Genomic DNA, 14,080 nt, shown 5'->3' on the forward strand with positions numbered 1-14,080 from the left:
TTATAACAAATCCGCCGGTAAATGCAAACCCCCTGCCGATTTAGGAGCCAGAGGACGATGGTGACGAATGATGAGCTGCTAGATCCAATTCTTCCAAAATATAGGCGATAACATATTCGGAGCGTGCGCCGACTTCATGGTCCAATTCGATCGCCAACTCGTCGGCGTGGATTCGCTGATTTTCTTGAGTCAGACCCGCCTGTAGTCGGAGATCAAGCTTGCACCGGCAGAGGGCTTGCGCAAACAGATCGGCCGTGCGTTCTTGATAGTGCGAACGCTCGTGGGGGTCGACTGCCGCCAAACTCTTCGCAAGTCGATCGGTGACTTGTATCCGCTGTTGAAGAGTCGAAAGCTGGACGGTGTTGAGTTCGACGGCAACCTGGATGCCCGCCTTCCAACTCCGCTTTTTGACATTGAACACGCAGACCAGCGCATCCGATTTTCCCTCAACGGGTTCGGGGCCAAAGAAGAATGTCACTCGATAGGCTGGGATATCTCGAGGTGATTCTGACATCATCGACCGCCATTGTAACATGATTCACACAGCGAGCCCGGCTTGATTGACGCCTTTCCATCCCAAGGATAAGATGCCATCATATGAACCTCACTGCGCACCATGCGCGGATCGCCGCGATCCAAGAAGCGCTTCGGGACGCCCAGACAGTTGATGGATGGCTCTTCTACGACTTTCGCGGAAGTGACCCGTTGGCCTATCGGGTGTTGCTCCTTGATCCGACTCGGCATGTCACCCGGCGCTGGTACTATTGGATCCCTGCGAGCGGGGAACCGGTCAAACTCCTTCATAAGATCGAACCCCACGTGCTGGATGAATTACCCGGTCAAACGCAGCACTACGTATCGTGGGAACAGCAGCGAATGGCATTGGCTTCCCTCTTGCGAGGTCGACGCCGAATTGCCATGCAGTATTCACCGTTCAACGCTGTGCCGTACCTCTCGAGGGTCGATGCGGGTACGATCGAGCTCATGCGGAGTTTCGGGCTCGAGGTGGTCACATCAGCCGATCTGGTTCAACGTTTTGAGGCTGTCTGGACAGATGCGCAACTGGAATCTCATCGATACGCCGTGACGACGCTCAGAAGCATCGTCGATGACGCTTTCTCTCATGTCGCGTCTTGTGTGACCCACGAACGTCCGTTATCCGAATACGGCCTGCAACAATTCATTCTCTCTCGTATACGCGACGCGGGCATGACGACATCCAGTGCTCCGATTGCCGCGGTAAATGCCCATAGTGCCGATCCCCATTATGGTCCGGCCGAATCCGGCTCCTCGCCTATTGCTCGAGACAATTTGGTGCTGATTGATCTGTGGGCTAAACAAACCGCACCCGGGGCAGTCTACGGCGACATTACCTGGACTGGCTACACCGGTACGCACGTGCCGGCAAAGCAACGCATGATCTTTGAACAGGTGCGGCGAGGGCGCGATGCGGCACTGTCATTTGTCCAGGAACAGGTCGCTGCGGGACGATTTCCATGCGGCTGGGAGGTCGACGATGTCTGCCGCCACGTGATTCGCGAGGCAGGCTATGGCGACTTCTTCATTCACCGAACCGGTCACTCAATCGGTGAGGAAGTTCATGGCAACGGGGCTAATATCGACAACCTGGAAACTCAGGACGGTCGTCAACTCATGCCGAAAACCTGTTTTTCCATCGAGCCGGGGATCTACCTTCCCGGAGAGTTCGGAATCAGGAGTGAGCTCGATGTCTATGTCTCGGATCGTGAAGCCGTTGTGCACGGTCTACCGCTTCAGACAGAGGTTGTGCCGCTGCTTTGATTGTTGGCCATCCGTTCGTTCTGCCTCCACCCTTTCTTGACACGATGTCTATGGGGCGGCTAGATTCACTCATCCAGTAAAGGCACCTATTCCGGGACTAGTGCGAGGCCATGCATGTTCGGCACAATGGGTTTTTCCGAACTCATTATTATTCTAGTGATTGTGCTGATCATTTTTGGGGCGGGGCGTCTACCACAGATCGGTGAGGGTGTCGGCAAGGCGCTGAAGGGGTTTAGGAAAGAAGTCAACGAACCTCCCCAGCCTTCTTCGGGTCAGGTCCAGCAGGAAACCGGACAACCACCACAACCAGTTCAGGCTCCTGCGGCTGTCACAACAACCCCGCCCGCCGTCACATCACCGTCTCCGACACCGGCCAAACTGAATGTTCCCTACGTCCCGGGGCCCGAGCTCACACCTGGCACCACGGCCTCGTTGCTCTACAATTCAAACCCACAAACTCCCCAAGCGTCGATGTCCCCGCCAAATCAACGCTCCGCGTCAATCGCAAGCCAAGTGGTGTCGATGGAGGAACGGGCTGCAGCTCCCCCTCCGACGGCTCGTGCCTCGTACCCATCGTTGCCGGCCGGTGCTCATGCGAAACCAGCCGCAAAACGTCCTTCAGCCATCGTCAATAAGGATGCGGTCGCCCGTGTGCAGGCGCAACAAGCTGCTCTCAAAGCGAAAGCGACGCCGTCCGTTGGAGTATCGCCGGATGACCTCCAGCATCTGGGTGAAGGTCTTGGGGAGGTCGTACGATCGTTTCGGCAAGCCGTGACTGATGTCCGAAGCAGTGTCGACCCTCAGATGCGTACCATCCAAGCTGAAATGGATGCAGCGCAAAAGGAAATCCAACAATCCATCGACGCTGCTAAGGAACTCCCGCCTGTACAAGACGACGCACCAAGATCCACGTGATCCTCTGCCCGCATCGCCTCGAATCGTAGGCGGTTGATTGTCGAGACTAAAATGACATGGGTCATGCTGCAGGACGAGAGTCTTGATGTCAAAAACGAGGGTGGGTCAGAGCGGATTTCGGCTGCGATTCAAAGCTTCGACGAGTCCTACCAGTTGCTCCTCAATCTTCTTGTCCAATTCCATGAACTGGACACCCATGCCTGGGAAAAGGAGGTATCGCTCGGGTCTGTTGCGGACCCAAGCGACTTTCGCCTTAGCCTGGAATTTATCCCACGGCCGATCCGGAAGCGCGAATTCGACCGCCAACTCTGTGCCCGGACTCAGAGGAGCGCCACTCTCAATAAAGAGCCCGCCGCCGCCGATTCCTCCGGTCAGACTATCGAACTGTTTTCCTTCCGGCGTTGTGTAACGAACCTTCAGTGCGAGGGGCGCACGTGGCTGCGTCCGGCAATGGGCAAACCGAGCGTCCTCGCTGCTGGCGAGGACACGCTCAATGATTGCCCCCCACGGCATATTGCCCAACAACTGACCTGCAGTGTCATGTACGTTGATGGCTTCATGCCCGGGGTCTATGAGGAGCGATTTACCCTGATGACCTGCGGTAGAAACGACAAGAAACTTCATAGAACCGTCATTGTTCCGGGAGGTCTGCATGAGGAACGGAATTAGGCTGCTTGACTCGTGTTCTGAATCGATTTCACGATCTCATGGATTCGATCGCGGACATCCTCAGCAATTTCGGTAAACCGTACTCCCATTCCAGGACTGAACGTATATTGATCGGCTTTTGGACAGACCCAAGCCACAGTCCCTTTGGCCAGTAACCATTCCTCGGACTTCTCGGGAAGCGAGAACTCCATGGCCAGTTTGGTCCCTATCGGAAGAGGCGCTTGGCTTTCTATAAATAGTCCTCCTCCACCGATACCTCCCGCACGACTCTCGAATCGAGGTCCTTCCGGGGTGTTGTAGCGAACCCGAAATGCGAGGGAAATGCGCGGTTCTGACCGGATTTCCTTTTGGACAGACACCTTGCGGTACGCGAGAATTTGATCGATGACGAAGTCCCATGACAAACTCCCGATCGCCTCCCCATTGATCCCCAACAAGATGACCATCTCTCGGGCCGCATCCAATTCCAGGATCTTACCCTTGTGGCGAAGACTGGAAGAAACGGGGTATTTCACACATCCTCCAATTCAGCGGCTTGCACGTGGCAAGTATAGCGCAGCGTTTCTACTTGTCGAGAAAAGATGAGAGGACGAGCTCAAGGAAAGACACGGTACTCGCTGGTAGAAGAAGCGGTCCGATAGGCACCCACTCGAGTCATCGTATAAGACCGAGTGGAAATTTAATAATTCAGCAGTGTTTACGCAGACTTAGCGTCATTTTCCTGTTCGAATATGCGCATTGGTGGATTCTTACCCAAAATAGCATCCTCTGTAATCACAACCTCCATGATCTGCTTCTGCGAAGGCGCATCGTACATGACGTCGAGCATGACTTCTTCCAGGATCGCCCGAAGTCCCCGAGCCCCCGTCTTTTGTAAATAGGCCTTTCGTGCGGCCGCCCCGAGCGCCCCCTCCGTAAATCGAAGCTTAACCTTCTCGAATGACAGCAGCTTTTCATACTGCTTCGTCAGGGCATTGCGTGGTTCGGTCAGGATACGAATCAGAGCTCGCTCGTCCAACTCTTCCAGCGTCGCTACGACCGGCAACCTTCCGACAAACTCAGGAATCAGGCCGTACTTCAAGAAATCCTCAGGCTGCACCTTGGCCAACAGATCGCCTAAGCGAACGTCGCTCCTCCCACGAATTTCAGCTCCGAAGCCCATCGACTTTCGATTCAGACGCTGTTCGATGATCTGCTCCAACCCGACGAACGCCCCACCACAAATGAACAGAATGTTGCTGGTGTTGACTTGAATAAATTCTTGATGCGGATGCTTTCTTCCTCCTTGCGGCGGGACATTCGCCACCGTGCCTTCTATCAGCTTCAGCAGGGCCTGCTGAACGCCTTCACCGGATACGTCGCGAGTAATCGACGGGCTGTCGCTTTTCCGGCTGATCTTGTCGATCTCATCGATGTAGACGATCCCGCGCTCAGCCCGCTCTACATCGTAGTCGGCCGCTTGCAGGAGCTTCAGAATGATATTCTCGACATCTTCGCCCACATAACCGGCTTCGGTCAGCGTTGTGGCATCGGCAAGGGTAAACGGGACATCCAAATACTTGGCCAAGGTCTGAGCCAAGAGCGTCTTCCCTGTCCCGGTTGGACCCACCATGAGAATATTGCCCTTCTGAAGCTCGATATCATCAACCTCTTTTTCCTTTGACGAGATGCGCTTGTAGTGGTTATGCACGGCCACAGACAAAATACGTTTTGCACGTTCCTGTCCGATCACGTACTGATCGAGGTGATGTTTGATTTCCGCCGGTTTCTTGAGCTTCGACGAAATCTCTTCTTTGGCTTCTTCCCAATCCTCAGCGATGATGTCATTACAGAGGTTGACGCATTCATCACAGATATAGACGGTCGGTCCGGCAATCAGTTTCCGAACCTCATCACGGCTTTTCCCACAGAAAGAACATCGCAAGTGCCGGTCCATCTTTTCCTGCTTGGCCATGTACCCTCCTGTGTTACTTACCTTTCGCCCCGTCTCCGGATTCTACGGCTTTCATGAATTTCGGTGGCCGCGTAATGACCTCGTCAATGATACCGTATCGCTTCGCTTCCTCACCGGACATGAAATAGTCCCGTTCCGTGTCATGAGCAATCTTCTCGATCGGCTGCCCCGTGTGCTTAGCCATGATCTCATTGAGACGCTCGCGAATCTTTAGAATCTCTCGAGCGTGGATGTCGATTTCCGTCGCCTGTCCTTGGAATCCACCCAACGGTTGGTGGATCATCACCCTGGCATTCGGCAGCGCAAACCGTTTGCCCTTTGTTCCGGCGGTCAATAGAAGCGCTCCCATACTGGCAGCCTGGCCGAGACAGATGGTGTTGATCGGGGGTTTAACATATTGCATGGTATCGTAGATGCCCAATCCGGCCGTCACGCTGCCTCCGGGTGAATTGACATAGAGATTGATGTCCTTCTCGGGATCCTCCGCCTCAAGGAAGAGAAGCTGCGCGATCACCAAATTGGCGAAGACATCGTCAATCGGGGCACCGAGGAAAATGATACGGTCTTTGAGAAGGCGTGAATAAATATCATAGGCTCGTTCGCCTCGATTGGTTTGCTCCACGACGATCGGGACCAACATGTTCCTCGATTCCTTTCCTCGACGGCCCCTGTCCGTTCGATCAGGGGCTCCGACTGGTTACGCTTATCCTTGAATGACCGCTTGCCGATAGACGACATCCAAAGCTTTATCGGCCAAGATCCGTGCTCGCAATTCATCGATGGAGTCCTGGCCACCTGCTTGAATCATTTTTACGAGATCGGCCATCGGCACCCTCAGTTCCGTGGCCAATCGAGTCACCTCGTTGTTCAGATCTTCCTGGCTCACAGCCAAGCCTTCTTTCTCAGCGATGGCTTCCAGGATCAATCCCGCCTTGACACGACGATTCGCTTCTTCACGGTGTTCCTCGCGAATCTTTGTCAGTTCTTCTGCATCAGGTGCGGGGAGGGAGTCGAGAGCTTTCCCCCGCTGCCGTGCTTGTAATTTCTGCCGCACAATCGTGCTGAGTTCACGTTCCACGAGTGTATCAGGAAGGTCGAAATGATGGGTATCAATCAGGCGTTTGAGAATGACATCTTTGTAAGACTCCTCGATATCTTTCTTGAGCGCCTTTTCCATTTCACCGCGCAGCTTGTCCTTTAACTCCTGGAGCGATGCGTATGGTCCACAGTCCTTGGCGAATTCATCGTCAAGAGCCGGAAGCTTTTTGTGTTTGACCCCCTTGATATCGAGACTGAATCTGACTGATTTTCCTGCGACACGCTGATCCGGATGACTCACTGGGTAAGTCTGAGGGATGTCTATAATCTCTCCTTCATGTCTTCCAATAAGGTGTGCATCGATTTCAATCCCCAGTAAGGCGGCCTTCGAACCTACCCTATGCAGTTGACCTTCTTTCTTCGTGCCTTCCAGAGCGATATCATCCAGAAATCCCTCGAGGTCGACGATGGCATAGTCCCCCTCGGCTAGGACCGTACCGGCAGGCGCCGCATCCAACCGAGCCTGTTGCTCACGTAACACCTCGAGAGCACGGTCTACCTGTTCCTCTGCAACGGTACGCTTGTCGGCCGGGAGAGAAATAGGACTAGGGGCTCTATAACTACGCAGCTCGATCGTGGGTTTGATTTCGACTGTCGCCGTGAAGGTAAATGGAGAATCTTTCTTGATTTTGACCCGATCCAGGGGGGGAATATCCACCACGACCGGGTTGATACCGGCTTGTTTGATGGCTCGACCATAGAAATCCGGCACAAGCTTTCGAATCACGTCTTCTTCGACTGTTTTGGCATACCGCTTCTCTAGAATAGCCAGGGGGGCCTTTCCTGGTCGAAACCCTGGAATGTGAACTTGACGGTTGAGCTCTAAATACGCACGTGAAAATTGCTGTGTCACCTCGTCGGCCGGCACCTCGATTTTCAAGGCGCGTTTCATCGGCCCTAGCTCGGTCACTTCCATTTTCATTGTCAGAATCTGGCTCCCTCGAAGGATTGAAGTAGTGGTGCGAGAGGGGGGACTTGAACCCCCACGGTTGCCCACGAGATCCTAAGTCTCGCGCGTCTGCCAGTTCCGCCACTCTCGCACAGTGGAGAACGTCTGCGAGGCTGTCACCGTAAGACAGCGAAAACACGCGATGTCGTATAGCGTTGTACCGTCGAAGATATGCAAGTGTCAACCCATACGACCGGGGGTACTCCATCCCTAGTAGGAATGGTTCGGTCAGACAGGTTGGTCCCCTCATCGATTTCTTTGGACGGAGAGCACTCTCTTCTTTCCTGCTCTCTGTGGTGCAACTCAACAGAGGATTGTCTCGAGCCAAGAATCACCTTTTGGCCAGCTCGCAACCGACGCAACGGCTAGACCGTCCGCCTTGCCGGTCATGAACACGCATGCTAAGATGCCACCCTTTACACTTCTCGACGCGGAGAGGTGCGAGAGTGGACGAATCGACATGCTTGGAAAGCATGCGTCCCGGCAACGGGACCGTGGGTTCGAATCCCACCCTCTCCGCCATACCGCACTTCGTGTGTATCGCCCGCTCTTTGATCGTTGGATCGTATTGTTACGGGCGGATGACAGCTGCATGTGTGGACTGTTGGAGAGCCTAGCGTGAGAATAGGGGCTGGGCCCTGTGCAATAGAACCCTGTGAACCCCGCCAGGTCCGGAAGGAAGCAACGGTAAGCAGCCAGTTCTGTGTGCCGCAGGATCACCTGGCCCCACTGTTTTTTATCAGACGCGTTGAAAAACCCCCAAACTGCTCCGATGACCCAAGTCTCGTATCTGCATCACTCCTGGAATATCGCTCACCATAGGGAGTAAAGCATCCATTGGACTACCAAGTCTCCGCGCGAAAATACCGGCCCGGCACGTTTGACGATGTGATTGGGCAGCCTCATGTCGTCCAGACGCTGATGAACGCGGTTTCAACCAAGCGGATCGCTCACGCCTACCTCTTTTCCGGCACGCGCGGCGTGGGGAAAACGACCGTCGCGCGTATCCTCGCGAAGGCGCTCAACTGCGAACGAGGGCTGACCAGTCGTCCGTGCGACACGTGCGAAAACTGCCGCGAGATTGCGCAAGGGAGCTCCGTCGACGTGATCGAGATTGACGGCGCGTCCAATACCGGCGTGGACGATGTTCGCGAGATCCGCGAGAACGTCAAATTCTCGCCGTTTCGCGGTCAGTTTCGAGTCTATATCATCGACGAAGTTCACATGCTCTCAAATTCTGCCTTCAATGCCCTGTTGAAGACACTCGAAGAACCGCCGGCCCATGTGGTCTTCATTTTTGCGACAACGGAAATTCACAAGATCCCTGCGACGATTCTTTCTCGATGCCAGCATTATAATTTTCGGCGGATTGCCAGGACCGAAATCATCGAACGCCTTCGACACGTGGCTGTCCAGGACGGGTTGGCACTCGAGGAACGAAGCTTCGTAGCCCTGGCTCGTGCCAGTGAAGGAAGTATGCGAGATGCTCTGAGTCTGCTCGATCAGGCAATTGCGTATGGCGGGAAGACCATCCGGCACACGGATCTCGAAGTGCTATTGGGCGCAGTGCCACAAGAGCTGGTGCAGGGGCTCATCGGAGCCATGATCACCCAAGACAGCCCCACCGCTCTAGCCAGTCTGGCGAATTTGTTGGACCAGGGACATGACTTGCGCGCATTTTGCGCCGAAGTGGTGGAACACCTCCGCAATTTGCTTGTGGCGGCAGTCGTTCCTGGCGCACGAGAGTTGCAGAGTTTGATCGAAACATCGGATGAAGATCTGAAGCAGCTTTCGATGGATGCCAAGACGCTGACTCCGGAACAGCTTCAGGAACTGCTCGCAATCTTCCTCCAGGCGGAAGATTCGTTACGATTCAGCGCTCATCCTCGATTTGTTATGGAGACTGCAGCGGTTCGGGCCACGCGATTGCTGCGCCAACGAGAGAGTGTCGTGGCCCGGCCGCTCCCGACAGGGCCGTCTTCGAGCCATAAACTTTCGGTTGCGCCTGAAGCACAGAAGACTGCGCCATCGACACCGCCTCTCCCGACTGTGCGCCAGGACGTATCTCTCGCCTCAGCATCGGTCTCTAAACCTCCCTCATCCGAGGTAGGAAAGGACGAAGAGCGTGCGAATGCACCCGCTCCATCCCACAAGCTCGTCACCGATACGACAACAACCACCTCGATTCCTCACCTTCCCACAACCGTCGGCCCACAACCGACACTGCAATGGGAATCAGTCCAAGAAGAGGTCGCAGCGTCATTTCCAAACATCGCGCCCTTCCTGGAAGCCGGTCGGTTTATCGGGATGGAAGGCGGCTTCGTCACCATCGGGTTTGCCAGGCAGGCAACCCTGGCCAGGGGCAGACTGGAGAAGGAAGAGAATCTCCACGTGTTAGCAAAGCTGTGTGAGCAGCAATTGGGGCACGCCGTGCGGGTTCGCATCGTTGAACTCACCGACACGCATCCACCGGGGCCGACCATGGCGCAAGCACGAGCAGCCAAGGAACAAGAGCAGCGGTTGGTGTTATTCGAACGTGCGAAGGCAAATCCGACGGTCAAGCAGGCACTTGAGATATTCGGCGTCGAGTTAGCCGATGTTCGTACCATAGCCCAACAGGAGGCAAGCGAATGAAAAATCCTTTCGGCAACATGAACAACATCCTCAAACAAGCCCAGGCCATGCAGGAGCAAATGGCCAAGATACAGGAGCAGGCGGCATCGAAAACCGCCAGCGGGACGGCGGGCGGTGGGATTGTCACGGTGACGGCGAATGGTGCGATGCAGATCGTCAGCGTGGTCATCGATCCCGAAGTCGTCAAAAGCGGCGATGTCGATATGCTCCAGGATCTCGTGGTGGCCGCGACGAATGAGGCGCTCCGAAAAGCCAAGGAGTTGATGGAGGGCGAAATGAAAGCGCTGACCGGCGGGATGAAAATCCCGGGCCTTTTCTGATGGCCGTCGATCAACAAGGGCTGTTGGCCAGATTGATCAAGGAACTGGTCCGTCTCCCGGGAATCGGCCACAAGAGCGCGCAGCGTCTGGCTTTTCACCTCATGAAAGCTGAACGGGAAGACGCCTTGCGCTTGGCGGATGCCATACGGGCGGTGAAGGATGGGCTGGCGTTTTGCAGAAGCTGCCGGAATATCGCCGAAGGGGATTTGTGCGAGTTTTGTCTTGACCCTAAACGCGATCGTACGAAGATATTTGTCGTTGAGGAACCGAGCACCCTCTATGCTGTTGAACGCGCCGGCGCCTATCGTGGGCTGTATCACGTTCTGTTGGGCGCGCTTTCGCCGCTCGACGGCGTAGGTCCTGGAGATATCAAAGCTGACGAACTCATTGAGCGTGTGAAACTCGGAGGGGTCGAAGAAATCATTCTTGCAACGAACCCCACCATTGAAGGAGAAGCCACCGCAATTTACCTCACCCGGTTGCTCAAGCCGTTCGGTGTGCGTGTTTCTCGAATCGCCTATGGAATTCCCGTGGGCATGGACATTGAGTATGCGGACGAAGTGACGTTGCTGAAATCGATCGAAGGTCGGCGGGATTTGTAATGTTCGGTCCTCGTTGACCGCCCTCATTCAGGCTGGTATAGTTTGCTGTTTTTCTCGCACGTGGAACATGGCTATGAAAGCACGCCCGTCCAGTAAACGCGCTCCTTCGACCAAATCGCCGAGCACGGCGCGCGCCAAAGGCTCGGTGAAGAGCCGGAAGGCACCTGCCAAGAACGCGAAATACCCTGACATCCGCCGTGACCTTGAACGCCAGCGCGAGGCAATTCTGAATGAGGTCGGGGAAGTGCTGACGCATCGCGGCGATCTCGAGGCATTTCCCGACGTCAGCGACCAAGCGTCCGCCGAAGTGGATCAGAATTTTTCCATGCGAATTCGCGAGCGCGAGCGGAAGTTGCTCAAGAAGATCGACGAAGCCTTGGAACGGATGAATGCCGCGACCTATGGGATTTGCGAACACTGCGGCGGGGACATCCCTTACAAGCGGCTCAAAGCCCGTCCCGTGACCACACTCTGCATCGAGTGTAAAACCCTCCAGGAACAGCAGGAACGGGCTCGAGGCTGAGCTTGTTTTCTCTTCGCAGATTAAAAATGCAGAGCGACTCCGCCCACCAGATGAATTGTTGAAATGCTATAACGTTCCCAATAGAAGTCCGTTTCATACTTGAACGTATGCCAGCCCTGTGTCCATTTGGCTTCGCCGAAGAGGGCTAGGTACTTGATCACAAAGAACTTGATGCCTCCTAATCCCTGAAAACAAGGGGAGTAGCTGGTCTCTTCGTAGCTTCCCGCTGAGAGGCGGGCTCGTTGCACACCCCCTCCAATACCCACATAGGGATACCATCGCCCCTGCGGCATTTCTGCCGTGGCTCGGATCGGATATCGGAACAGCAGATTGAACGTCATATTGTCGATCGCGAATTCCTTCCGGGAGATGGGCCCTATGAATCCAAGCGGCATTCCACTGATTAAGAATGTTCCAACTGCCGGGAGCACCTGCCCCGCCGGAACATCTGCGGTAAACCTGGTCCAATCGATTTCTAATCCGATTTGCGGCTGCCAGCTGTATTTTCTGGGCACATGCCAGGCAGTGAGTTTGCCACCAAACGTTCCGGAATCTTCAAAACGGAGATTCGTTCCTTTACCATCGATTGGCTCTACCATCCCTGTAGAAACATTTATTAGTATGTTGTTCTGAAATGTGGTGTCGCCATGAAACGCCCATCCTCCATATCCCCCGACTGAAAATTCCCAGTTTCGTTCCGCAGCTGCCGGTATAGTTTCATTCCAAAAACACGCGGCAAGAAGGCCACACCAGATTGCATGACGCATAAAGGATCCTCCAGGGCAAGAAGTTGACCGCTCATCATCTTAATAGTAATGAATAAGAACTACTAGATATTACCGATTTTATGCGACACGCAAAATCGGTATGGAAGTGAGCGCGGCGGAAGTTATCTTTTCAAGGCGTTGATACGCTCCTTGACGTGCGCGACGCGGTCCGTTTCTTCGGGAACCCCTTCTACGATGGCAAGGTAGGTTTCGTATTCGGAGAGGGCGCGCTTGGGATTCGTCGTTTCAGACGCTTCGGCAAGGTTGTACCGGGCGAGAGCATAGTTGGGGCGAAGAACGATCGCTCGTTCAAACGAGCTTAAGCCGGCGGCTTTATCACCGAGTTTGACCTGAACCGTTCCGAGGTTGTTCAGCACTTCGGGGATGTTGGGTCTGAGAGCAAGCGATTCCAGCAACTCTGTTTTCGCTTTTTCGAATTGACCCTTCGCTTGCCAAGCGACTCCCAGTTTATGTCGCGCTTCGGCAAGCCACACCTTGTTGGTGAACCCGCTGGTAATGGCTTTCTGGTAGGCGTCGGCCGCGATGTCATAGTTTTTTTCACCGCAATAGGCGAGCTGCGCGGCTTGGCCACGTGCGAATTGCTGCAAAGACGCGAACGGTTCCTTGTCCTCGGTTCCTTGACTCTCCATCTTCTGTCCTCCCTTGCCTCCTGTCGGAGTGCGAAGCCGATCAAGAAACTCCCGCCGGTATGGGGAAAACAGCCGTACATACGGGTCAATGGTGAAGGAAGCTTGGAGCAACATCGGATGCTCTCGCAGACTTGTGACGAGATACTGGGTCGTGCTTTTCTCGTCGCCGGTTTCCAGGAGAGCACTGCTCTCCATGTTCGTTCTCGTTTCCAATTCGGCTACGTTCAAGTAGAACTCGAGTGACGGCTTCAGCTGCGAGAGTGTTTGCCGGAGCACTGAATATGGCTGAAGGTCCAATCCTCGGGGGAACGTGAAGAGCGCTCCGACCAGGACACCGTCTTCGTCGAAGAAATAGGATTCCTCTCCATGCGAGGCGCTCTTCTCCAACGAAATCGTGAGTTCGCGGCCTGCTCCCCAGTCTCTCGATGTGTTCGTCGTGGGAGGATGCTTTTTTAGGAATTCGGCCTTGTGCTCGCAGAGTGCCGTCGAAGCGAGCAGAACGAGATCGGTTTTTGAGGGAGGGAGTGGGGGCCGAACGGGGGCGGCGGGACTGCTGCACCCGATCGTAAGACCCAACATGACCAACAAGCCGGCTGAAGGCAGGTATCTTAAGAAACTCATGACCGAATCCCTACTAAGAGGGACAATACACGATTTGAGGGGGTCTTGGCGAAGAGGAAACGAAGAGGCCCACTCCTTTGCAAGAGTGGGCCTCGGCTTTCGCGAATTGACCGGCTGAGGTTAGCGGCGTTGTGCGTCTAGCATATTGTCTTCTGCCGTGTACCCGCTGAGATACGAGAACCCGCTAGAGAGCGTGTACAAAGGCCGATTAATCCCGTAGTCGAACGCTTGGCCTATCGGATGTGAAACGAACCCGAGCCAACGCAGAGGGTGATCGTTCACGGCTGAACCAGCAGCCGGGTCTGAATAGACCAGTGCAGTGCTATCCAGAATGTTGTAAATGCTCGTCGGGGGCGTGTATTCCCTATCATCGGCGCCGGCACGTTGTTGGTGGGTTGTGCTGCAACCAGCTGCCACCATAACCAGCATCGTGATACCGACAACCGTCGACGTTGCTCTCATAACATTACCTCGCTTGTTTTGGAGCTCACCACGGAAATTCTCAAGTCAGACACGTTTCGCACAATCAGAAGTGTAGCCGACATCCTCATTTCTGTCCAGAATCCGAGGCGTTGGCT

The 14,080-nt window shown here is 54.7% G+C and carries 15 protein-coding genes, 2 tRNA genes and 1 other RNA gene; 8 read left to right on the forward strand and 10 right to left on the reverse strand.

The window, feature by feature from the left end; translation table 11 throughout:
- Positions 1 to 40 precede the first annotated feature (40 nt).
- Positions 41 to 517 (reverse strand): hypothetical protein, encoded by a 477-nt coding sequence (locus H8K04_19405; GenBank protein UVT15933.1) that lies wholly within the window; start codon positions 515 to 517, stop codon positions 41 to 43.
- Between the two features lie 80 nt (positions 518 to 597).
- On the opposite strand from H8K04_19405, the gene H8K04_19410 reads away from it, so the two are divergent.
- Entirely contained in the window at positions 598 to 1,800 is a 1,203-nt protein-coding gene (locus H8K04_19410) for a M24 family metallopeptidase (protein ID UVT15934.1), read from the forward strand.
- Between the two features lie 114 nt (positions 1,801 to 1,914).
- Positions 1,915 to 2,715 (forward strand): twin-arginine translocase TatA/TatE family subunit, encoded by an 801-nt coding sequence (gene tatA, locus H8K04_19415; GenBank protein ID UVT15935.1) that lies wholly within the window; start codon positions 1,915 to 1,917, stop codon positions 2,713 to 2,715.
- A 105-nt stretch (positions 2,716 to 2,820) separates the two neighbouring features.
- On the opposite strand, the gene H8K04_19420 is transcribed toward tatA, so the two are convergent.
- From H8K04_19420 to H8K04_19445, 6 genes are all read right to left on the reverse strand, one after another.
- A complete protein-coding gene (locus tag H8K04_19420; GenBank protein UVT15936.1) occupies positions 2,821 to 3,339 on the reverse strand; it encodes a PilZ domain-containing protein in 519 nt (172 codons plus the stop codon).
- Between the two features lie 41 nt (positions 3,340 to 3,380).
- Entirely contained in the window at positions 3,381 to 3,899 is a 519-nt protein-coding gene (locus tag H8K04_19425) for a TIGR02266 family protein (protein UVT15937.1), read from the reverse strand.
- Positions 3,900 to 4,081: 182 nt separating this feature from the next.
- Positions 4,082 to 5,338 (reverse strand): ATP-dependent Clp protease ATP-binding subunit ClpX, encoded by a 1,257-nt coding sequence (gene clpX, locus H8K04_19430; protein ID UVT15938.1) that lies wholly within the window; start codon positions 5,336 to 5,338, stop codon positions 4,082 to 4,084.
- 13 nt (positions 5,339 to 5,351) lie between these two features.
- A complete protein-coding gene (clpP, locus tag H8K04_19435; GenBank protein ID UVT15939.1) occupies positions 5,352 to 5,978 on the reverse strand; it encodes an ATP-dependent Clp endopeptidase proteolytic subunit ClpP in 627 nt (208 codons plus the stop codon).
- Between the two features lie 63 nt (positions 5,979 to 6,041).
- Positions 6,042 to 7,358 (reverse strand): trigger factor, encoded by a 1,317-nt coding sequence (gene tig, locus H8K04_19440; protein ID UVT15940.1) that lies wholly within the window; start codon positions 7,356 to 7,358, stop codon positions 6,042 to 6,044.
- 35 nt (positions 7,359 to 7,393) lie between these two features.
- Positions 7,394 to 7,476: transfer RNA gene (locus tag H8K04_19445), tRNA-Leu, on the reverse strand.
- Positions 7,477 to 7,817: 341 nt separating this feature from the next.
- Between H8K04_19445 and H8K04_19450 the strand changes: the two genes are divergently transcribed.
- The 6 genes from H8K04_19450 to dksA all read left to right on the forward strand — a co-directional run bounded on the left by H8K04_19450 (position 7,818) and on the right by dksA (position 11,464).
- Positions 7,818 to 7,907 (forward strand) — tRNA-Ser (locus tag H8K04_19450).
- A gap of 107 nt (positions 7,908 to 8,014) precedes the next feature.
- Positions 8,015 to 8,114, forward strand: an RNA gene (gene ffs / locus H8K04_19455) — signal recognition particle sRNA small type.
- Between the two features lie 108 nt (positions 8,115 to 8,222).
- Positions 8,223 to 10,019, forward strand: coding sequence for a DNA polymerase III subunit gamma/tau (gene dnaX, locus H8K04_19460; GenBank protein UVT15941.1), 1,797 nt, complete (start codon positions 8,223 to 8,225; stop codon positions 10,017 to 10,019).
- Complete coding sequence (locus tag H8K04_19465; GenBank protein ID UVT15942.1) at positions 10,016 to 10,339, forward strand: YbaB/EbfC family nucleoid-associated protein; 324 nt, start codon at positions 10,016 to 10,018, stop codon at positions 10,337 to 10,339. Before dnaX ends, H8K04_19465 begins: the two co-directional genes overlap by 4 nt.
- The gene (gene recR / locus H8K04_19470; GenBank protein ID UVT15943.1) at positions 10,339 to 10,941 is read left to right on the forward strand and encodes a recombination protein RecR; all 603 of its coding nucleotides are present in this window, start codon (positions 10,339 to 10,341) and stop codon (positions 10,939 to 10,941) included. Before H8K04_19465 ends, recR begins: the two co-directional genes overlap by 1 nt.
- Positions 10,942 to 11,014: 73 nt before the next feature.
- Positions 11,015 to 11,464 (forward strand): RNA polymerase-binding protein DksA, encoded by a 450-nt coding sequence (dksA, locus tag H8K04_19475; GenBank protein UVT15944.1) that lies wholly within the window; start codon positions 11,015 to 11,017, stop codon positions 11,462 to 11,464.
- Between the two features lie 20 nt (positions 11,465 to 11,484).
- Here dksA and H8K04_19480 read toward each other — a convergent pair whose 3' ends face one another.
- From H8K04_19480 to H8K04_19490, 3 genes are all read right to left on the reverse strand, one after another.
- On the reverse strand, positions 11,485 to 12,231 hold the full coding sequence (locus H8K04_19480) for a hypothetical protein (GenBank protein ID UVT15945.1): 747 nt from the start codon (positions 12,229 to 12,231) through the stop codon (positions 11,485 to 11,487).
- 122 nt (positions 12,232 to 12,353) lie between these two features.
- Positions 12,354 to 13,502: a hypothetical protein gene (locus tag H8K04_19485; GenBank protein UVT15946.1), complete on the reverse strand. Its 1,149-nt coding sequence runs from the start codon at positions 13,500 to 13,502 to the stop codon at positions 12,354 to 12,356.
- A 120-nt stretch (positions 13,503 to 13,622) separates the two neighbouring features.
- Positions 13,623 to 13,964: a hypothetical protein gene (locus tag H8K04_19490; protein UVT15947.1), complete on the reverse strand. Its 342-nt coding sequence runs from the start codon at positions 13,962 to 13,964 to the stop codon at positions 13,623 to 13,625.
- Positions 13,965 to 14,080 lie beyond the last annotated feature (116 nt).

Source organism: Nitrospira sp. (assembly GCA_024760525.1).
GTDB lineage: Bacteria > Nitrospirota > Nitrospiria > Nitrospirales > Nitrospiraceae > Nitrospira_D.

Coding starts and splice junctions, on each gene's coding strand:
- tatA (UVT15935.1), top strand. CDS start 1,915: ATGTTCGGCACAATGGGTTTTTCCGAACTCATTATTATTCTAGTGATT.
- H8K04_19480 (UVT15945.1), bottom strand. CDS start 12,231: ATGCGTCATGCAATCTGGTGTGGCCTTCTTGCCGCGTGTTTTTGGAAT.
- H8K04_19410 (UVT15934.1), top strand. CDS start 598: ATGAACCTCACTGCGCACCATGCGCGGATCGCCGCGATCCAAGAAGCG.
- recR (UVT15943.1), top strand. CDS start 10,339: ATGGCCGTCGATCAACAAGGGCTGTTGGCCAGATTGATCAAGGAACTG.
- clpX (UVT15938.1), bottom strand. CDS start 5,338: ATGGCCAAGCAGGAAAAGATGGACCGGCACTTGCGATGTTCTTTCTGT.
- H8K04_19420 (UVT15936.1), bottom strand. CDS start 3,339: ATGAAGTTTCTTGTCGTTTCTACCGCAGGTCATCAGGGTAAATCGCTC.
- H8K04_19490 (UVT15947.1), bottom strand. CDS start 13,964: ATGAGAGCAACGTCGACGGTTGTCGGTATCACGATGCTGGTTATGGTG.
- dksA (UVT15944.1), top strand. CDS start 11,015: ATGAAAGCACGCCCGTCCAGTAAACGCGCTCCTTCGACCAAATCGCCG.
- tig (UVT15940.1), bottom strand. CDS start 7,358: ATGAAAATGGAAGTGACCGAGCTAGGGCCGATGAAACGCGCCTTGAAA.
- H8K04_19405 (UVT15933.1), bottom strand. CDS start 517: ATGATGTCAGAATCACCTCGAGATATCCCAGCCTATCGAGTGACATTC.
- clpP (UVT15939.1), bottom strand. CDS start 5,978: ATGTTGGTCCCGATCGTCGTGGAGCAAACCAATCGAGGCGAACGAGCC.
- H8K04_19465 (UVT15942.1), top strand. CDS start 10,016: ATGAAAAATCCTTTCGGCAACATGAACAACATCCTCAAACAAGCCCAG.
- H8K04_19485 (UVT15946.1), bottom strand. CDS start 13,502: ATGAGTTTCTTAAGATACCTGCCTTCAGCCGGCTTGTTGGTCATGTTG.